Origin of the sequence: Mycobacteroides franklinii (assembly GCF_002013895.1) — a bacterium.
GTDB lineage: Bacteria > Actinomycetota > Actinomycetes > Mycobacteriales > Mycobacteriaceae > Mycobacterium > Mycobacterium franklinii.
Genome location: NZ_MAFQ01000022.1, coordinates 28,766 through 47,210, shown reverse-complemented (window position 1 = coordinate 47,210; position 18,445 = coordinate 28,766). Strand labels below are relative to the sequence as shown.

Below are 18,445 nucleotides of genomic sequence, written 5' to 3'. Positions count from 1 at the left end.
GTGAATTCCTCGGGGAGCCGCGCGCGCGAAGACCAACAGCAGCGGATCAAGGTCGCGCTCGTCTTTGGCGGACGCAGCAGTGAGCACGCGATTTCGTGCGTGTCCGCCGGCAGCATCCTGCGCAATCTGGACCAGCTCGCGTACGAGGTGGTCGCGGTGGGAGTTACGCCCGAGGGCGGCTGGGTGCTGACCGATGGCGACCCGTCACAGTTGGCGATCAGCGACCGGAGGCTGCCGCAGGTCACCGACGCATCCGGTACCGAGCTGGTGCTCGCCACCGATCCGCGTCGTGCGGGTCAGTTGGTCAACGTCGATTCGAGTGCCGCCGGCCAGGTGCTGGCCTCGGTGGATGTGGTGTTCCCGGTCCTGCACGGTCCCTACGGCGAGGACGGCACCATTCAGGGACTGTTGGAACTGGCCGGGGTGCCCTATGTGGGCGCGGGTGTGCTCGCGAGTGCGGCCGGTATGGACAAAGAGTTCACCAAGAAACTGCTGGCCGCCGAGGGACTTCCCATCGGCAAGTACATCGTGATCCGCCCGCGCGACACCACCTTGACTCTGGATCAGCGGGAGGAACTGGGGCTGCCGGTGTTCGTCAAGCCCGCTCGGGCGGGCTCGTCGTTCGGTGTTTCTCGGGTGAGCACCTGGGCGGAACTGCCTGCCGCGATTGCACACGCACGTCAGTTCGATCCGAAGGTGATTGTCGAGGCCGCCATCATCGGTAGGGAACTGGAGTGCGGGGTGTTGGAGTTCCCCGACGGCGACATTCGTGCCAGCGTGCTTGGTGAGATTCGGGTCGAGGGCGTGGATCAGGGTGAGACGGCTGCGGGCGCCTTTTACGACTTTGAGACCAAGTACCTGGACGACACCGCCGAATTGGATGTGCCGGCCAAGGTCGACGACGACGTAAGCGATCAGATCCGTGAGCTGGCGGTGGCGGCGTTCCGCGCGATTGATTGCCAGGGGTTGGCCCGGGTGGACTTCTTCCTCACCGAGGACGGCCCGTTGATCAATGAGATCAACACCATGCCCGGATTCACCACCATCTCTATGTATCCCCGGATGTGGGCGGCCACCGGCGTGGACTATCCGACACTGCTGGATGCGATGGTGCGCACCGCGCTGGCGCGCGGCACCGGCTTGCGGTAATTCACCCCGTGAGCATGCTCAAAAGTGCGTGGAATGGTCCGATTTCCGGATATTTGGGCATGTTCGCGGTGGGGTGCCGCGCCTGATTCAGCGAGGCAGGGGATTCGGTTCGGGTTTGACGGCGGGCAGCGCTTTGGCGATGGCGTCGGACATCTCGACCACCGGCTCCGAACCCGAACCATCGGGCATGGTCAGCGCGATATAGACGCCGCGGTCCACTGCGAACCAGGTTGTGGTTGCGATCGCGGCATCGGTTACCCGAAACCATTGCACGGAGTTGACCTGCTCTACAGAGGTGCCGACGGCGAACTCGGCAGGTCGGTCGACGCCGCAGCGTGCAACCAGGGAATCTTTGCCCCGGCGCCATGCGGCCGTGGCCGGTGGCTTGGGTTCGAGGATCTGCGCCCGCTTCCAATCGCCCGCCATGTTGCCGGGGTACGCCTTGGTCATGTCGATGCAGAGCGGTGAATTGGCTTGTGGTGCTGGGATGTTGGTGACCGCCAGGGGTTTCTTGTCGTCCTGGAACTGTGCGAACTTCAGCACACCGAAGAGCACGGCCAGGGCCGCGACGGCGCCGAACACCGCGATGCCGATGAGGAGCTTGCGTGGTGGGCCGTCGTCGGATTGCACGGGCCTACACTAACCGAGTGCCAAATCTGGGCGATACCGGCGAGTTCGGCGTGATCAGCCGTCTCACCGCGGGCCGTGATCTCGGTGCCGACGTGTTACTCGGCCCGGGGGACGACGCCGCGGTGGTTGCCGCGCCCGACGGTCGAGTGGTGGTTTCCACAGATATGTTGGTGCAGGACAGGCATTTTCGGCTCGAATGGTCGTCCCCTTCGGATATCGGCCGAAAAGCGGTGGCACAGAACGCCGCGGATATCGAGGCGATGGGCGGGCGGGTCACAGCCTTCGTGGTCGCGGTGGGTGCACCCGCCCAGACCGATATCGAGTTCCTTGACCAGCTCAATGAGGGAGTCTGGGCCGAGGCGACCCGGGTGGGGGCATCGATCGCGGGCGGAGATTTGGTGAGCTCGCGTGAACTGGTGGTCTCGGTGACGGTGCTCGGCGACCTTCAGGGGCGCACACCGGTGACACGCAGCGGAGCCACGGTAGGGGATACCGTTGCGGTCTGTGGCGTGCTGGGCACCTCGGCGGCCGGATTCCAGTTGTGGCAGGACGGGATTGACGAATTCTCCGAGCTGCGAAGGGTGCATCTGGTGCCTGAGCCGCCGTATGGACAGGGGCCGGCCGCCGCGCTGGCCGGAGCGACGGCGATGACGGATGTCTCCGACGGTCTGTTGGCGGATCTGGCACATATCGCGGAGTTGAGCGCGGTCCATATCGACCTGAGCTCACCGAGCATGGAGCCGTATTTGGCGCCGTTGGCCGGTGCCGCGGGGCTGCTCGGCGCCGATCCCTGGGAATGGATCTTGACCGGCGGCGAGGACCACGCCCTTGTCGCGACGTTTCCGTGGACCGTCCCGGCAGGCTGGGTTGCCATCGGCCAGGTGACGGCGGGGGATGTGGGTGTGACGGTCGACGGTGCCGCCTGGACTCGCGCAACCGGGTGGGACTCGTTCGCTTGATGTCTTCGCGCATGCGGCTCATCCGGACCAGAGGTCTTCGCGCATGCGGCTCATCCGGACCAGAGGTCTTCGCGCATGCGGCTCATCCGGACCAGAGGTCTTCGCGCACGCGGCTCATCCGTGAGCTAAGTTGACTCTTCGTGACCGCCCGACCTCTCGCCGAGCTGATTGATCCGGGCTGGGCCGACGCGCTGCGCCCCGTAGCCGATCAGGTGACCAAGATGGGAGAGTTCCTCCGCGAGGAGAATTCCTCCGGTCGCGGATATCTACCCGCCGGGGCAAACGTGCTGCGCGCCTTCACCTATCCGTTGGCAGACGTTCGGGTGCTCATCGTCGGGCAAGATCCCTATCCGACGCCCGGGCACGCCATGGGGCTGAGTTTCTCGGTGGCGGCCGATGTGCGGCCGGTGCCGCGCAGCCTGGCCAACATCTTCGACGAGTACCAGAGCGATCTTGGTCTGTCCAAGCCCGCCAACGGCGACCTCACGCCGTGGTCGCAGCAGGGGGTGATGCTGTTGAACAGGGTGCTGACGGTGCAACCAAGCAGCCCGGCCTCGCACCGCGGCAAGGGCTGGGAGATGGTGACCGAATGTGCCATCCGGGCGCTCGTCGAGCGGGGCACGCCGTTGGTCGCCATTCTGTGGGGACGCGATGCGGCCACACTCAAGCCGATGCTGGGGGCGGGGGTGCCCACGATCGAATCGGTGCATCCGTCGCCATTGTCGGCCTCACGCGGATTCTTCGGCTCCAAGCCCTTCAGCCGGGCCAACGAGCTGCTCGTCGGGTTGGGTGCCCAGCCGATCGATTGGCGGTTACCGTAATGCGTTGGTCGACAGGAGCATTGGCGGCCCTCGGCGGTGCGACGGCCGCCCTGGCGACAGGCGGCACTGCGCTGCGCAGTCCGGCCGTGGTGGATCGGCTCAACGACTGGGCTGCGCGTCGGCTCTCAGCCGAACAACTCGCCGACCCCTACTCGGCGATTCTTCCGACGCCGATCACCGGCGACGACTTCTACAGTGATCCAGGTGATCTGAGTCTGCTGCAGCCGGGGGAGGTCATCCGTACCGACCAGGTGTCGCCGCGTCTTCCGCTACGCAGGGCGACCATGCAGCGGATCATGGTGCGCTCCACCGATACTGCGGGCAATGCCGTTCCCGTGACTGCGGCGCTGATCGAGCCGGAGCGTCCGTGGCATGGTCCGGGTTCGCGTCCGGTGGTGGTGCGCAACCAGGCGATCAACTCTCTGGGACTGAAATTCACGCCGTCCTATCGCTTGGCCCACCTGTGGTACCGGGACAACCCGCCGATGTTCCCGTTTCTGTCGGCACAGAACTACGCGGTGCTGTTCCCGGATCACGAAGGCCCGCGTATGTCGTATGCGGCCGGGAAGATGGCGGGCCATGCGGTACTGGACTCGGTACGCGGAATGCTTTCCGAAAGACCAGATCTCGCGGACTCGCCGATCGTGATGCATGGATACAGCGGTGGAGCAATCGCCACGGCGTGGGCGGCGCAGCTGCAGCCGACGTACGCACCGGAGCTGCGCATCGCTGCCGCAGCCGCCGGAGGAACGCCCACCGATTACGCCCTGCTGTACGGCAGCATGAACCGAGGTTTGGGGGCGGGACTTTTCGCTGCCGCCACCATCGGCCAGGCCCGCGAGTTCCCCGAATTGGTGCAGATTTTCGGCGACTTCGCGCTCTACTGCGCAATCCTGGCCAGGGACATGCCGCAGCCTCCACTGGCAGCCGCGGGTCTACTGCGGTTCGACCTGGACCTGCTCTCGGCGATAACAAAGCCGTTCGAATCGGAGCTGGGGCAACACGTTATCTCCGCCAACCGGCCGGGTTCCCTCACACCGACCATGCCGGTGCTGCTGTATCACGGCTCACGCAGCAAGGCGATCGGTGATTTGTTCATTCCCGAAGAGGGAGCCTTGGCGTTGCGCGATACATGGCGTGCCAATGGCGCTGAGGTCGACTATTGGGCGCTGCCCGGCGAGCATGTCACCGCGGATATGGTCGCGATCCCGTGGGTCGTGAACTGGATTCGCAAGAAGCTGCGGGGATGAGCGCTTGCGCGAAGACCGTCGAACGGGGATGAGCGCTTGCGCGAAGACTGTCGAACGGGGATGAGCGCTTGCGCGAAGACCGTGGAGTCGGCTCGATCAGGGCCAGACGGGTTTGCGCTTGCCGACGAAGGCGTCGACGCCCTCGATACCCGTCGGGCTGACCGACGCCTCGGCGATGCTGGCCTGCTCCAGGTCCAGTTGGGCGTCGAGGGTGTTGTTGGCGCTCAGACGCAGCAGCCGGCGGATACGGTTCTGCGCCTCGCGGGGACCGGTGGCTAGCTTCTCGGCGGTGGCCACGGCGGTGGCCTGAACTTCGTCGTCGGCGACCACGCGGCTCAGCAGCCCGATGGACAGTGCCTCGGAAGCCTCGACAACCCGGTCTGTGAGCAGAATGTCGGCGGCGCGGGCCTTGCCGACAACTCGGGGCAGCGCCCAGGACATGCCACCGTCAGAGGAGTACCCGATTCCCGGGTAGGCGGCGCGCAACTTGGTTGATTCGCCACCGATCGCGATATCGGCGAGTAGCACCAGGCTCAACCCGCCTCCGGCTGCCCATCCATGCACGGAGGCCACCACGGGGCGATCGGCGGCATCCACCGCGCGGACGAAGTCATGCAGTCGACCGGCGAGGTCGTCGAGCTTGGCTGCCCGATCTTCGGCAGACGCGAAGTCGCGCACATTGCCGCCCGCGCAAAAGTTGGCTCCACTGCTGTTCAGCAGGATCGCACCGACCTCGGCAGGCAGATCGCGCAGCAGCGGTACTGCCGCATCTACACCGGCGAAGTCCAGCGACGTGCCAGCGGCCGCAGTAGCGACGGTGATGTGCAGAACGCCGTTGTGAACGGCGACGTAATCAGCAGACTGCGAAGACACAGTGGTTCACGCCGCTTACGCGCCGCGGACGACCTTGCCGGCCTTGATGCAGGAGGTGCAGGCGTTGACGCGCTGCTTGTTGCCACCGGGGGAGGTGACGGCGTGAACCGTCTGGATGTTCGGGTTCCAGCGACGGTTGGTACGCCGATGCGAGTGCGAAACCGACTTGCCGAAGCCGGGTCCCTTGCCGCACACGTCGCAGACGGCAGCCATAGTGAAACTCCTCAAACTCGCGATTCCGGCCAACGACCTGTTCAGTCAGGGTGGCCCACAACCCTGCAAGGATAGCTTGACCGGCCCGTGAACACCAAAATGGGTGTAGAGGAGCCGCTGAGACGACGACCATGTGGGTAAAGATGAGGCCTCCGGCGGAGGGGGGATCCCCAGCTTCGGCGAGACCATTCAACTCTGTCAGCTCCGGTAGATAGGCTTTCCCACATGCGGCTCTCGGTATTGGATAGCGCTGCGCTGCTCGATTGGGCGCGCGCCTCTGTCGAGGGACTGATCTCTCGCAGCGACGAGATCAACCGACTGAATGTGTTTCCGGTCGCCGATGCCGATACCGGCACGAACATGCTGTTCACCATGCGCTCGGCGGTCAACGCTGCCGAGGCGCTGGGCGAGGGCGCCACGGTTGCGCAGGTCGCCGCGGCGCTGGCCCGAGGCGCAGTTCATGGCGCGCGCGGCAACTCCGGGGTCATCCTGTCGCAGATCGTGCGTGGCATCGCCGATGCCGCCGACGATCAGGACTTCATTGGGGCCGAGGTGGTGCGCCGCGCGCTGCGTCAGGCGTCGCAGTTCGTCATCGCCTCGATGAGCACGCCCGTCGAGGGCACCATCGTGTCGGTACTCGCTGCTGCGGCCGAGGCGGCTGACCGGGTCGCCGATGGCGCCCAAGCGGACGATCTGCCCGTGCTCGTCACCATCGCCGCCGATGCCGCGGTGTCCGCGCTGGAGAAGACGCCCAAGCAGCTCGATGTGCTTGCCGACAACGGTGTCGTCGATGCCGGGGCGCGGGGTCTTGTCGTCATCCTCGATGCCCTGGTGTCGGTGGTGGCGGGGGAGTTACCGACCCGCCGCGAGTACAGCCCGTCACCTCCGAAGAGCGCACCCTCACAGGTGTGGGTGTCCGGCCCGGCGCGTGGCTCGGGCGGCCTGAACCTGGATCCGCCGCGTGAACTGCCACCCGAGTTCGAAGTCATGTACTTGCTGTGCGGATGCGACGAGCTGCAGATCGCCGATCTGCGCACGCAGCTGGACGCGATGGGGGATTCGATTGCCATCGCCGGTGACGGCTCGATGGGGTACTCCGTACATGCGCACGTCAATGACGCCGGGGCGGCCATCGAGGCCGGGATGAAATTCGGCGTTCCGCAGTCGATCCAGATCTCCTCGTTGCGCGGTGACGTGGGTGGGGGACATCACGATGGGCGGCATCGACACCGCCGGGTGCTGGCGCTGGCGGAAGGCGACGGCGCAGCCACGCTCTTCTCCAGCGAGGGTGCCCAGGTATTGCGCGTCGATGAACCTCCGGCGAGTGCGAAACGTCTGCTGGATGCGGTGGTTGACAGTGGGGCACACCAGATCATGGTGTTGCCCAACGGTTTGATGGCAGCCGAGGAATTGGTGGCGGTCTGTGCGGCGGCGCGCGGCTGGGGAATCACGGTGATCCCGCTGCCGTCGGCGTCCATGGCGCAGGGGCTGGCGGCGTTGGCGGTGCACGACCCGGAACGGATGGCCGTCGACGACAGTTACACCATGGCGCGCGCCGCGGGTGCCACCCGATTCGGGTTGGTGCGGGTCGCTACCGAGCGGGCTCTCACCTGGTCCGGCACCTGTGAGCCGGGTGACGCGATGGGCATCATCGGTGACGAGGTGCTGGTGCTCAACCATGACGTCGCCAATGCCACAAAGGCTTTGGTGAGCATCATGTTGTCCTCCGGTGGTGAGCTGGTGACGGTGCTGCTGTCGGACAAGGTGGATGAGTCCCTTGCCGAGTCATTGATCGAGCACACTCGATCGCACCACGGCGGTGTCGAGGTGATGATCTATCGCACCGGGCAGCACACCGACATTGTCCACATCGGTGTTGAGTGACGGGGCACAGTGGTAAAACTTTCCGACCGCCTGGATCATGTGTTGGGCCACAAGGCCTCCGACGTCCTCGATGCCGAATTCGGTCTGCTGACGGTCGAAGACCTCCTTCACCACTACCCACGCCGATACAGCACTGACTTCAGCCTGCGTGACGAGCAGGACGGGGAACGCGCCAAGCCGGGGGAGCACACCACGCTGGTGGGTTTCATCACCTCGGCGGAACTGAAGAGCATGCGCAATCGCAAGGGCCAGTTCCTCTCCGTCATGTTGGGTAGCGCGCCACATGCCGTGCAGGCCACGTTCTTCCACCCGCACAAGGTGAAACGCGACCTGGAGGTGGGCAATCGGGTGATGCTTTCGGGTGCGGTCGGGGAGTTTCGGGGTAAACCCCAGTTGACCCACCCCGACTATCTGGTGCTCGAAACGGCGCTGGGGGAGAGCACCGAGACGCGGGGCAGCACTGCGCTACGCGGTATCGCCGGTGGGGCACACGACGCGTCCGCCGCCATTTCGGCCTTCCAGCGCAATGTGTTTCCTATCTACCCGGCAACCAAGAACCTGGAAAGCTGGGATATCTACCGTTGTATTGACCAGGTACTCGCTCAGCTGGACGCGGTGCCCGAGGCGCTGCCGGAAGCCGTGCTGGAAGAGCACAACCTGATGTCCCTCGACGAGGCACTGCGCAAGATCCACACGTCGGAGGATGCGTCCGAACAAAAGCGGGCACGTAGGCGCCTGGCATTCGATGAGGCGCTGGGTCTGCAACTGGCGTTGGCCATGCGGCGCGGCAGCGATATCGCCTCCGCTGGTCCGCCTATGCCGATCACCGATGCGGGACTGCGCGCGGATCTGCTCGGTCAGCTGCCCTTCGAGCTCACCGAGGGGCAGCATCAGGTTGTTGCCGAAATCGGCGATGACCTTTCCGGGGTCAAGCCGATGAACCGGCTGCTGCAGGGTGAGGTGGGTTCGGGTAAGACGATCGTCGCGCTGCTGGCGATGATGCAGGCGATCGACGCCGGATATCAGTGTGCTCTGCTGGCTCCCACCGAGGTTCTCGCGGTTCAGCATGCCCGATCGTTGCGAGCGATGCTCGGATCTTTGGCCACCGCAGGCGAATTGGGTGCTCCCGACGATGCGACCAGCATCGCGCTGCTCACCGGTTCGATGTCGCCGGCGGTCAAGAAACAGATCAAGGCCGATGTGGCGACCGGACTGGCGGGCATCGTCATCGGCACCCACGCGTTGCTGCAAGACTCGGTGGACTTCCACAAGTTGGGCCTGGTGGTCGTGGACGAGCAGCACCGTTTCGGTGTCGAGCAGCGAGATCGGTTGCGGGCCAAGGCTCCGGAAGGCATCGTGCCGCACTTGTTGGTGATGACGGCTACTCCGATCCCGCGTACGGTCGCGCTTACGGTGTTCGGCGACCTGGAGACCTCGACGCTGCGGGAGCTGCCCCGGGGGCGCCAGCCCATCACCACGACGGCGGTGTTCACGCGCGAAAAACCGGGGTGGCTTGCCCGGGGCTGGGAGCGGATCGCCGAAGAGGTGGCCGCGGGCAGGCAGGCCTATGTGGTTGCCTCCAGGATCGACGCCGACGACAAAGATTCGGGACCGGAGGAGGCGGAGGAGAAGCGTCCGCCCCCGGTTCCCGTCACCGAGTTGTACGAGACGATTCGTGGCTCATTGCTGCCGGGGCTGCGGATCGGACTACTGCACGGACGGCTGCCGTCGGAGCAGAAGGATGCCGTGATGACGGCGTTCAACGCCGGTGAGATCGATGTTTTGGTGTGCACCACCGTGATTGAGGTCGGTGTGGATGTTCCGAACGCCACCGTGATGTTGATCATGGATGCCGATCGGTTCGGCATCAGCCAGCTGCACCAGCTACGCGGTCGTGTGGGTCGTGGCGGCAACAAGGGCCTGTGCCTGCTGGTAAGTCCCTGCAGCCCGGCTGGTTCGGCGGGGCGCCGACTGCGGGCGGTGCAGGACACACTGGATGGGTTCACCCTGGCCGAGTTGGACCTGCAGGAGCGCCGTGAGGGCGATGTGCTGGGACGTGACCAGTCCGGCCGCGCGGTCAATTTGCGGCTGCTGTCGCTTATTGATCACCGCGACATGATCGAGACCGCCCGGGACATGGCAGCGCGGGCCTGTGCCGACGATCCCACGCTGACGAAGCAACCGGCGCTGGCCGCGATGGCGCGCCGTTTCCTGATCACCGATCAGATCGAGTACCTGGACAAGTCGTGAAGAGTCGCACCCTTCTCATCGTCGCCATCGCCGCGGCGATCGCGATGGTGGTGGCATATCAGGTATCGACTCGTTACCGGCTACAACGTGCCAATGCCATTGCCGGACAGTCAAACATGCCGACTCTCGCCCCTGGCCAGGATCCGTTGACAGGTGTGGCCGTAGTGCCCAAACGGGTGCGGAGCAAGGATTACCAACGCAGCGTGTTCGGTGATGCCTGGTCCGATGACACCGACGCGCCGGGCGGGCACAACGGCTGCGACACCCGCAACGACATCCTGAGTCGCGACCTGGGTGACAAGAGTTTTGTGTACACGCGCAGATGCCCTCAAGCGGTACGTACTGGCACCCTGCTCGATCCGTACACGGGAGTGCACGTGGCTTTTACGCGTGGGCCGAAAAGCGGTGAAGCCGTGCAGATCGACCACATCGTGCCGTTGGCCTATGCATGGGATATGGGTGCACGAGACTGGCAACCGTCGATGCGTTGGCGCTTTGCCAACGATCCCGCCAACCTTATCGCGGTACAAGGGCAGGCCAACAAGGACAAGGGCGATCAGGCGCCCGCGAGCTGGATGCCGCCGAACAAGGCGTTTTGGTGTCAGTACTCCATGCAGTTCGCGGAAGTGGTTCGTGGATATCATCTTTCGATAGACGAACGGTCAGCCAACACGATCCGTGAGGCGGCACACACCTGTCCACAGTGACTTGTGCGGGCTAGGTCGGCTCTGGCAAGTGCGGTAGAACAACGAATGGGTGTCTCTCCAGCTCAAGTGTTCCACGATGGAAGGGATACAGCCCGAGCCTCATTGCACGCTTTTGGGCAAGGCGGTGGCGCTTGGCCACTACCGCTCGATTGGATCTACTTGTGCGAGTGGAGACATCATCATCAGTCAGTGTTTCGTCACTGAGGAGTGCAATTTCGTCGGGTGACCAATGCTTGAATTTATTCATGTGGTTCTGCGTGGCAGATCTCTGACCTGTCGGCTTGCTGCGTACTCTCGGCTGTAGAGAGATTCTCGGTCATAAATACCGAATCGGCGCGCTGCGACCGGGAGGGTGCGGGTAAGCCACGCTATGAGCTTTGTGGTGCCGTTGGCGAATGGCAGCATCTGCATGAGGGCGGCCAGGAAGTCCTGATCGGTATCGATTCGCGCGATCCGCCATTCTCCGTCCTCCTTGCGGAGGACGTACCTGTCCACACCACAGCCGCGAACCGGCTTACGAGGCCACGGGATCGTGTTGCTCCAGAAGAATCGTGTAGATCCCGAGTAGGGGAACGCTGCCCGTATCCGACCGTTGAAGAAGTCGTAATAGGGCAGATGGGTGTCTGTCCCGTCCCATGGGTAGAAGCCGAGTTCCCGTGCGAACAGGTATCCGAATCGCGCAAAGTCGCCGGTATAGCTGCGTCCGTGGAACTCTAGCTGGCCGGTGTTGGACATGGTCCATACCAGGTCTTCAGTCCAGCAGTCTTCGAGCGCCTCGGGGGAGTCGTCGTTCCAGGCTGCGAACCATTTGCGCCAGAAGTCCGCGATGCCTTCCAGCGGGAAACCGGCTGCGACGTACATGTCTTCTTGTTCCTTGCAGCGTCGCAGGAAGGGCTCGATAAGTGCTTCGGATTCGCTGACCGGGGCGTGTACCCGTCCGGGCGGGGCCTTCTTACCCCAATCCGACTGACGCGATTCCTGATTCCTCGTCTCGGTGTTGGTCATGTGGTTCCTTTCTCGAGATGGCTTGTGTGAGAGGAATTTCAAGCTTTGGTAATGGTGGCGGGCACGCCGCCCTTGACCAAGGTTGACAAGCTGAAGAATTGTTGGGGTTGCCAGCCTGGCCGCAGGTGCAAGCGGTAGCGCTGGAAGATGATCGTCAACAGATATTGGGCCATCATGTAGGCCATGCCGGTACCCATGCAGTGGTGCGGTCCCGCGCCAAAGGCCTGAAATGCCAGACGGGGGCGCGCAGTGACACGGTCCTGATCGAAGAATTGCATCGGGTCGTAGACGTCGGAGTTCTCGCCCCACCACCGAGGATCTCGGTGCACCACATACAACGAGCTGGCGACCATCGTGTACTTCGGGATGGGGTAGCCACCGAGTTCGGTGTCCTCCATCGCGTATCTCGGGTTGATGGGTGCGCCCTGGAGTCGTTGTCCCTCGTCGAAACATGCTCGTGCCCAGGGCAACCTGGGAAGATCGTCGGGAGTGGGCATGTTTCCGCCAAGGATTGCGATCTCGTCGTAGAGGCGTTCCAGATGTTGCGGATGTTGTAGCAGTAGTGCCAGCGTCCACGACATCGACGCGACAATCGTTTCGTAGCCGCCGCCAATCGCGGACATGATTTCCGAGTACACGTCGATTTCGGTGAGAGGACTGCTGTTGTCGTTACGCGCCGCGAGCAAGATGTTGAGTAGGTCCGCATCGTCGGTTGGATTCAGACGTCGCTCCTGAACTGTCCGGCGGATCGTTCGCAGGAGATGAACGCCCGAGACGGTGAGGTTCTCCTTGCCGCGTAGCGGGAAAATATTCGGTGGAGTCGCCAGAAAGAGTCCAGATGCAATGGCACGCATCACGGATCGAGTCGCCGTGTCGGCATGCAGGACCTCGTCATCGGACAGTTTCGTCGAGAACATGGCATACATGAATGCGGGCAGCACGACCTTCGGCAGCTCCGCTTGAAGATTCACCTCTTGGCCGGTGCCGGCGACTGAGAGCCACCGGTCGATTCGATCGGTAAACACCTCAACGAACTTGTCTGACACCACTGCGAGGTGCCTCTTACCGAACAGGGGCATGAGCTTCTTGCGTCTGTCGCGCAGGGCCTGACCTTCGAGAACCTGGACCGGGCAGCCCACACTCGTTACTGCCCTTTGAATTCGCTTACCTTGGATCGGGGCGGACATGCTGTATTTGAGTTCGGTGTTCTCCATGAACTCGCTGACCAGATCGGGGTGATTGGCCAGAACCAAGGGATGAATCGGCAGCGGTACCCGATAGATGTCCCCGAATCTGCGATGGCAGTCCTGGAGGAACTTGTAGGGGTTGCGCGCCATGGGAATCGCTGAGCCGATAAAAGGCAATCCCATCGGACCCGGTGGGATAGGTCGGTCGCGGCCCCACCCTGTCGCCAGGCTGAATGCGGCGCGCAATGGCTTACGGGTGGGCCAGAACGGGTCGTCCTTCAACGATGCGATTACTGCCCGACGGCCGGTGTTCCATCGAGGCGACGTGACCGCTGGAAGTTCACGGCCGGTCCTTCCAGCATCGCCATCTTGACCGTGCGCTGGGCACTGGGTTGCAGCCGTGGTCAACATCAGTCCTTTCTGCGGTGGATCTCGATTGCCCCGGACGGGCAGATCTGACTGGCTTTCACTGCGTCATCAAGTGATTCGATGCTGGTTGTGTCCGCTGCGAGGCTTGTGCCATCCGGGTTCTCGGTGAACAACTGCGGGTAGGAGCCGTAGCAGTAACCGGCTCCCATGCAGATGTCCCCGTCGACGGTGATGGAGAAAGAATGTTCCTGCATGAGACATTGGACTGTAGATGTAACAGTGTCTCTACGTCAAGAGGTAACATGATTCGTCGTGGATCTAGGTGCGGTGTGGTCGCAGTGGTCTTCGGGTCAGGCCGCCCCGGAGGATGAGGAGCGGGAGCGGCTTCTCGACGCCGCGCGCGCAGAGTTCGTGGCGCATGGTTTCCGGCGGGCTGCGGTCGCCGATATAGCGAAGCGAGCCAAGGTTTCTCGGCAGACGCTGAACCGCCGATGCGGCGATAAGGACGACATGGTGTCCTCGGTCGTCGGTCGTGAGGTACTCCAGTTCTTTCTCCAATTGGCGCCGTTACTGGATCCGGGCGACAAGGTTGAGGATCAGGTTGTTGAGGTATTCGTTACTGGAATGCGTGAATGCCGGGTGAATCCGGTCGTTGCGGCGCTCAAGGAATACGAGGCCGAATCAATGTCGCTGAGGCTATTCGAGACTGAACACGGCAACTACCAGCTGGCGCTTTCCGTTCTTGCCATGCGCTTGATGGGGGACGGGTATCCGGAAGCGGGCGCCAAGCAGGCTGCCGAGCTCATCATGCGGATCACGGCGACTCTGCTCTTGGCTCCGTCGACGGTCCTTCGTGCGGGCACGGACGACGAGGCGAGGAATCTCGCCGTCACCTATTTCCTGCCTGTGCTGACGGCGGCGCGCGCGGTCACGGATTAGCCGGAACGCCACCCACTCTGAACGTGGCCCGTCTCGGCCGGCTCTCGTGGAAGTGGTTCGTAGATAATATCTTTCGCTCGATGGGCGGTTGGCGAAAGTCATCCGTGAGACGGCGCACACCTGTCCACAACCGTTGAATCTGTGGTAAACAGGGACGGAAGCCCGGACAGGTGGTGGTCGTTAATGAAGAGAGTTCGGTGGGGCTGGTTACTTGCCATTGTGGTGATGTCTGCCCTCATTGGTTCGCCCATTGGCATTCCGTCCGCAGTTGCTGCTGCGTGTCCCGATGTCGAGGTCGTGTTCGCGCGCGGAACTTTTGAGCCGCCAGGCGTCGGCGGCACCGGGGAGGCATTCGTCAATGCCCTGCGTGCGCGGACGAAGGGCAAGTCGGTTGAGGTCTATCCCGTCGAGTACCCGGCATCCTTGGCCTTTGCCACTGCTGCCGACGGTGTCATCGATGCCAGTAACCGCGTCAAAGACGTTGCCGCACGGTGCCCCAATACCAAGATCGTGATGGGCGGGTTCTCCCAGGGTGCGGCCGTTGTCGCCTACACCACCGCCGATGTAGTGCCTCCGGGCTTCGAGCTGCCGGAGGGGATCACCGGACCGATGCCGCCCGAGGTGGCTGACCACGTCGCGGCGGTGGCGCTGTTCGGCAAGCCCTCCAGTGGGTTTTTGCAACGCATCGACAACACGGCCCCGCCGATCAACATCGGGCACCTTTACGCGAGCAAGACCGTCGATATGTGCGCCCCCGAGGATCCGATCTGCTCTGTGGACGGCACCGACAACGCCGCCCACGGTTCGTACGGAGACAACGGAATGACCAACCAGGCCGCGGATTTCGCGGCGCGGGAGATCAATTCGCCGGATACACAGACTAACGCCGCTGGATGAGTTCGATCGTCGCCTCGATCACAGCGACGTCGGAGGCTCCCGGCGCGAGGATGAATTCATCCAGCCCGGCTTCTTCGGCGCCGTCGAGGGTGCGGCTCAGTGCGTCAGCGTCGAAGTTGGTCAACGTCTTCGGGACGTTCTCGGCTATCTGAGCTCCGAATATCGCGAGGTAGTCGCGGGTGAACTGCTTGAGCTCGGACTCGGCGTCGGGAATGCCCAATGTGTAGAAGCATCCGCTTGACAGCAGCGGCGGTTCGGCGTGCCCCGCGTCTTGCCAGGCCGCGCGCGCAGCCCCAGCGGAGTACGCAAGCTCGGCAGGCGCTCCGGAGACGCTGAATCCGGTGATGCCGTCGGCCCAGCGCGCCGCGCGAGCCAGGGATTTCGGGCCGATCGCGGCGGCCACGATGGGCGGTCCACCGGCTTGAACGGGCGCCGGGCCCACCGGGTCGGCACCCTCGAACGGGGGTTCACCACGCCACAACCGGCGCAGCTCGGCCACCTGGTCATCGAGGCGCTGATGGCGGCGCTCGAAGGACGCATCCAATGAGCGGTAGTCGTGTTCGCGGCCGCCGACCCCCACCCCGAGGGTGAACCTCCCCTCGGACAACACGTCCAGCGTCGTCGCCTGCTTGGCGACCAGTGGCACCGGATGTGCTGGCAGCACAGAAACATTCGCGAGTATCCGGACCCGCTCGGTGACTGCGGCAGCCGCCGCGAGCGTTACCCACATGTCCTGGTTGTGATAGGAGATGCGTTCACCCGAGGAAATCGTGGAGAACGGTCCCTCGTCGGCGAGGCGGGCCCAGGTGATCGTCGACTCACGGGTGTACTCCCGGCACATGAAAGGCAGGGCAATGCCGATATCCATACCGGCAGCCTAGGAGTTCTCGCTACGGTTGTGTCGTGAGCCCTTTCCGCGACTTCGCCTTGCGTGCCAGCACCGCCGTGACACCGCACATCCCGACTCCCGTTCGACGGGCTATGGCCGGTCGTCAGGTGATTATCGACGGCAACATCCTCGACCCGACGACCCAGCTCTTGCTGCGCGGTATGGAGCTCATGGGCGAGGGGGAGATATCCCGCGGTGAGGACGTCGCGGCGAACCGGGCCGGCATGCGCAAGCAGGCCGGCCTGTTGCAGTTCAGCACCCCGGTGGGGCAGGTGCGCAACTTCTCCATTCCCGGGCCTGCCGGGTCCATTCCGGTCCGGCACTACAAGCCGGTGACCGACCACACGCAGGCACTGCTGGTGTTCTTCCACGGCGGCGGTTGGGTGATCGGTGACCTGGACACCCACGATCAGCCGTGTCGGCAGACCTGCCGTGACGCCGGCGTCTCGGTGTTGTCGGTGGACTACCGGTTGGCTCCCGAACACAAGGCGCCCGCCGCCGCGCAGGACTGCCTTGCCGCGTACCTGTGGGCGGTCGAGCATGCCGCCGATCTGGGTGTCGCACCCGACAGGATCGCGGTGGGCGGCGACAGCGCGGGCGGCAACCTGGCGGCGGTCGTCGCACAGCAGGCGCGCGACAGCGGCGCGCAGCTGCCACTGCTGCAGTTCTTGATCTACCCGGCCGTCGACTTCACCGTGCGCAGGCCGTCACGAAACCTGTTCGCCGAGGGCTTCTTCCTCACCAAGGCGGCCATGGATGGATTCGAAAGTCACTATCTGGACGGGTCCGAGGTCGACAAGTCAGACCCCCAAGTGTCACCGATTTTGGCCGCGGACTTCGCGGGATTGCCCCCGGCGCTGATCACGACAGCGGGATTTGATCCGCTGCGCGATGAGGGCAACGAATACGCCGAGAAGCTACGGGCCGCCGGAGTGCCGGTGGACCTGCGGGTACAGGGTCCGTTGATTCACGGCTTCTACAACATGGCCGGGTTGGGTGGGGCGCCATCGGACGCCATGGATGAGCTGACGTCGGCGCTACGCGCTCACCTGTCCCGCTAATTCTGCCCGGTAGGCTGTTCGCGTGGCCAAACCGAAGCAACCACCTAGCTACGACCTCAAGAAGGCAGAGCAGCGCCGAAGCCAGCTGATTCAGATCGGGCTCACGGCGATTGTCGTGCTGTTCGCCGTGGGATTGGTCGGGTTCATCGTCCTCAGTAACAAGAAGGACCCGGGCCCGCCCGCTCCGCCCGCAGGCGAGGTCAAGGCGATCCAGGTGGTCACTCCGGGCCCGGCCAAGCTCATCACCAAAGAGGGAACCACCGAACCCAAGGTGGTGCTGACCCTCATCGAGGATCCGATCTGCCCCGCCTGCGCCATGTTCGAGCAGGAATTCGGGCCCACCGTCAGGAAGCTCATCGATGCCGGCGCGGTGCGGGCCGACTATGACATGGTCGGCATCCTGGATGTGCCCAGGCTCAAGCGTGACTACTCGTCGCGGGCATCCGCGGCGGCCTACTGCGTGGCAGACCAGTCCAATGACCTGTTCCTCAAGTTCCACTCGCTGCTGTACGACCCCAGTAAGCAGCCCGACGAGGTCAATGCCAAGACCTGGCACGACGACAAGTGGTTGATCGATCAAGCCAAGAGCGTGGGTGCGTCCGATGCGGTTTCCACGTGCATCAAGGACAAGAAGTACCTCAACATGGTCAAGGAGCTCGGTCCGAAGCTGAACATCCAGGCCACACCCACCATCCGGATCAATGGCAAGGACTGGGAAATCGGCAAGGGCACCACCCCGGATGACCTGATCAAGGCCGTCACGGATATCACCGGACCTGTTCCGGGCCTGAAGTGACGCTTCGCCCCGCGACCGCCTGGTACGTCCTCGTTGCCGGGGTGGCCGGGCTGGCTGCCGCGCTGGCCCTGACCATCGAGAAGATCGAGATTCTGCTCGACCCGACGTATGTCCCGTCGTGCAGCCTGAACCCGATCATTTCCTGTGGCTCGGTGATGACGACCGAGCAGGCCTCGGCCTTCGGGTTCCCCAATTCGCTCATCGGCATCGTGGCCTTCACCGTGGTGTTGGTGACGGGAGTGCTGTCGGTTGCCAAGGTAAAGCTGCCGCGCTGGTATTGGGGTGGTCTGGCCATCGGCAGCCTGTTGGGGGCGGTCTTCGTCCACTGGCTGATCTTCCAGAGCCTGTACCGGATCGGTGCGTTGTGCCCGTACTGCATGGTGGTCTGGTCGGTCACGATTCCGCTGTTCGTGGTGAGCACGTCGATTGCCCTGCGGCCATTGGGATCTCAGCGCTGGGCCAGGGTGCTGTATCAATGGCGGTGGTCGCTGGTGGCCCTGTGGTTCACCGGCGTGGTGCTGGCGATCCTCGAACGATTCTGGGATTACTGGATCACACTCGTCTGA

At 63.7% G+C, this 18,445-nt stretch carries 19 protein-coding genes; 12 read left to right on the top strand and 7 right to left on the bottom strand.

What is annotated here, in order from left to right; translation table 11 throughout:
• Positions 1–1,149 carry a D-alanine--D-alanine ligase family protein gene (locus B4393_RS26060; protein WP_078336594.1) on the top strand — a complete coding sequence of 383 codons (1,149 nt, stop codon included), beginning with the start codon at positions 1–3 and terminating at the stop codon, positions 1,147–1,149.
• Positions 1,150–1,236: 87 nt separating this feature from the next.
• On the opposite strand, the gene B4393_RS26055 is transcribed toward B4393_RS26060, so the two are convergent.
• Positions 1,237–1,779, bottom strand: a complete 543-nt coding sequence (locus B4393_RS26055) for a DUF3515 domain-containing protein (protein ID WP_078336593.1) — start codon at positions 1,777–1,779, stop codon at positions 1,237–1,239.
• Between the two features lie 17 nt (positions 1,780–1,796).
• On the opposite strand from B4393_RS26055, the gene B4393_RS26050 reads away from it, so the two are divergent.
• From B4393_RS26050 to B4393_RS26040, 3 genes are all read left to right on the top strand, one after another.
• On the top strand, positions 1,797–2,738 hold the full coding sequence (locus B4393_RS26050) for a thiamine-phosphate kinase (protein ID WP_078336592.1): 942 nt from the start codon (positions 1,797–1,799) through the stop codon (positions 2,736–2,738).
• Between the two features lie 140 nt (positions 2,739–2,878).
• The gene (locus B4393_RS26045) at positions 2,879–3,559 is read left to right on the top strand and encodes a uracil-DNA glycosylase (protein WP_078336591.1); all 681 of its coding nucleotides are present in this window, start codon (positions 2,879–2,881) and stop codon (positions 3,557–3,559) included.
• A complete protein-coding gene (locus B4393_RS26040; RefSeq protein WP_078336590.1) occupies positions 3,559–4,809 on the top strand; it encodes a lipase family protein in 1,251 nt (416 codons plus the stop codon). Before B4393_RS26045 ends, B4393_RS26040 begins: the two co-directional genes overlap by 1 nt.
• A 96-nt stretch (positions 4,810–4,905) precedes the next feature.
• Here the strand turns inward: B4393_RS26040 and B4393_RS26035 are convergent, their stop codons facing one another.
• On the bottom strand, positions 4,906–5,682 hold the full coding sequence (locus B4393_RS26035; RefSeq protein ID WP_078336589.1) for an enoyl-CoA hydratase/isomerase family protein: 777 nt from the start codon (positions 5,680–5,682) through the stop codon (positions 4,906–4,908).
• A gap of 15 nt (positions 5,683–5,697) precedes the next feature.
• Positions 5,698–5,895, bottom strand: a complete 198-nt coding sequence (gene rpmB / locus B4393_RS26030) for a 50S ribosomal protein L28 (protein ID WP_005056915.1) — start codon at positions 5,893–5,895, stop codon at positions 5,698–5,700.
• Positions 5,896–6,120: 225 nt separating this feature from the next.
• On the opposite strand from rpmB, the gene B4393_RS26025 reads away from it, so the two are divergent.
• The 3 genes from B4393_RS26025 to B4393_RS26015 are packed head-to-tail and all read left to right on the top strand — an operon-like array spanning position 6,121 to position 10,736.
• Positions 6,121–7,779 carry a DAK2 domain-containing protein gene (locus B4393_RS26025; protein ID WP_078336588.1) on the top strand — a complete coding sequence of 553 codons (1,659 nt, stop codon included), beginning with the start codon at positions 6,121–6,123 and terminating at the stop codon, positions 7,777–7,779.
• Positions 7,780–7,788: 9 nt separating this feature from the next.
• The gene (gene recG, locus B4393_RS26020; RefSeq protein WP_078336587.1) at positions 7,789–10,029 is read left to right on the top strand and encodes an ATP-dependent DNA helicase RecG; all 2,241 of its coding nucleotides are present in this window, start codon (positions 7,789–7,791) and stop codon (positions 10,027–10,029) included.
• Positions 10,026–10,736, top strand: a complete 711-nt coding sequence (locus B4393_RS26015) for an HNH endonuclease family protein (protein WP_078336586.1) — start codon at positions 10,026–10,028, stop codon at positions 10,734–10,736. Before recG ends, B4393_RS26015 begins: the two co-directional genes overlap by 4 nt.
• Positions 10,737–10,979: 243 nt before the next feature.
• Here the strand turns inward: B4393_RS26015 and B4393_RS26010 are convergent, their stop codons facing one another.
• The 3 genes from B4393_RS26010 to B4393_RS26000 form a co-directional block, all read right to left on the bottom strand.
• Positions 10,980–11,741 (bottom strand): nuclear transport factor 2 family protein, encoded by a 762-nt coding sequence (locus tag B4393_RS26010; protein WP_078336585.1) that lies wholly within the window; start codon positions 11,739–11,741, stop codon positions 10,980–10,982.
• Between the two features lie 38 nt (positions 11,742–11,779).
• Positions 11,780–13,111: a cytochrome P450 gene (locus B4393_RS26005; RefSeq protein WP_078336584.1), complete on the bottom strand. Its 1,332-nt coding sequence runs from the start codon at positions 13,109–13,111 to the stop codon at positions 11,780–11,782.
• Positions 13,112–13,338: 227 nt separating this feature from the next.
• The gene (locus B4393_RS26000) at positions 13,339–13,551 is read right to left on the bottom strand and encodes a ferredoxin (RefSeq protein WP_078336583.1); all 213 of its coding nucleotides are present in this window, start codon (positions 13,549–13,551) and stop codon (positions 13,339–13,341) included.
• Positions 13,552–13,609: 58 nt separating this feature from the next.
• Here B4393_RS26000 and B4393_RS25995 point away from each other — a divergent pair, with 58 nt between their 5' ends.
• Positions 13,610–14,236, top strand: coding sequence for a TetR/AcrR family transcriptional regulator (locus B4393_RS25995; RefSeq protein WP_078336582.1), 627 nt, complete (start codon positions 13,610–13,612; stop codon positions 14,234–14,236).
• A 183-nt stretch (positions 14,237–14,419) separates the two neighbouring features.
• Positions 14,420–15,133 carry a cutinase family protein gene (locus tag B4393_RS25990; RefSeq protein WP_078282733.1) on the top strand — a complete coding sequence of 238 codons (714 nt, stop codon included), beginning with the start codon at positions 14,420–14,422 and terminating at the stop codon, positions 15,131–15,133.
• Here B4393_RS25990 and B4393_RS25985 read toward each other — a convergent pair.
• Positions 15,117–16,001: an LLM class flavin-dependent oxidoreductase gene (locus tag B4393_RS25985; protein ID WP_078336581.1), complete on the bottom strand. Its 885-nt coding sequence runs from the start codon at positions 15,999–16,001 to the stop codon at positions 15,117–15,119. The genes B4393_RS25990 and B4393_RS25985 overlap by 17 nt on opposite strands.
• Before the next feature lie 35 nt (positions 16,002–16,036).
• Here B4393_RS25985 and B4393_RS25980 point away from each other — a divergent pair, with 35 nt between their 5' ends.
• The 3 genes from B4393_RS25980 to B4393_RS25970 are packed head-to-tail and all read left to right on the top strand — an operon-like array spanning position 16,037 to position 18,445.
• A complete protein-coding gene (locus tag B4393_RS25980; protein ID WP_078336580.1) occupies positions 16,037–17,083 on the top strand; it encodes an alpha/beta hydrolase in 1,047 nt (348 codons plus the stop codon).
• 22 nt (positions 17,084–17,105) lie between these two features.
• A complete protein-coding gene (locus tag B4393_RS25975; protein WP_070939011.1) occupies positions 17,106–17,879 on the top strand; it encodes a DsbA family protein in 774 nt (257 codons plus the stop codon).
• Positions 17,876–18,445: a vitamin K epoxide reductase family protein gene (locus B4393_RS25970; RefSeq protein WP_078336579.1), complete on the top strand. Its 570-nt coding sequence runs from the start codon at positions 17,876–17,878 to the stop codon at positions 18,443–18,445. The genes B4393_RS25975 and B4393_RS25970 overlap by 4 nt, the downstream gene beginning before the upstream one ends.

Bases quoted from the DNA above. Each gene is read 5' to 3' on its own strand.
- B4393_RS26040 (WP_078336590.1), top strand. From the start codon at position 3,559: ATGCGTTGGTCGACAGGAGCATTGGCGGCCCTCGGCGGTGCGACGGCC.
- rpmB (WP_005056915.1), bottom strand. From the start codon at position 5,895: ATGGCTGCCGTCTGCGACGTGTGCGGCAAGGGACCCGGCTTCGGCAAG.
- B4393_RS26025 (WP_078336588.1), top strand. From the start codon at position 6,121: ATGCGGCTCTCGGTATTGGATAGCGCTGCGCTGCTCGATTGGGCGCGC.
- B4393_RS26010 (WP_078336585.1), bottom strand. From the start codon at position 11,741: ATGACCAACACCGAGACGAGGAATCAGGAATCGCGTCAGTCGGATTGG.
- B4393_RS26005 (WP_078336584.1), bottom strand. From the start codon at position 13,111: ATGGGATTGCCTTTTATCGGCTCAGCGATTCCCATGGCGCGCAACCCC.
- B4393_RS26000 (WP_078336583.1), bottom strand. From the start codon at position 13,551: ATGCAGGAACATTCTTTCTCCATCACCGTCGACGGGGACATCTGCATG.
- B4393_RS25990 (WP_078282733.1), top strand. From the start codon at position 14,420: ATGAAGAGAGTTCGGTGGGGCTGGTTACTTGCCATTGTGGTGATGTCT.
- B4393_RS25985 (WP_078336581.1), bottom strand. From the start codon at position 16,001: ATGGATATCGGCATTGCCCTGCCTTTCATGTGCCGGGAGTACACCCGT.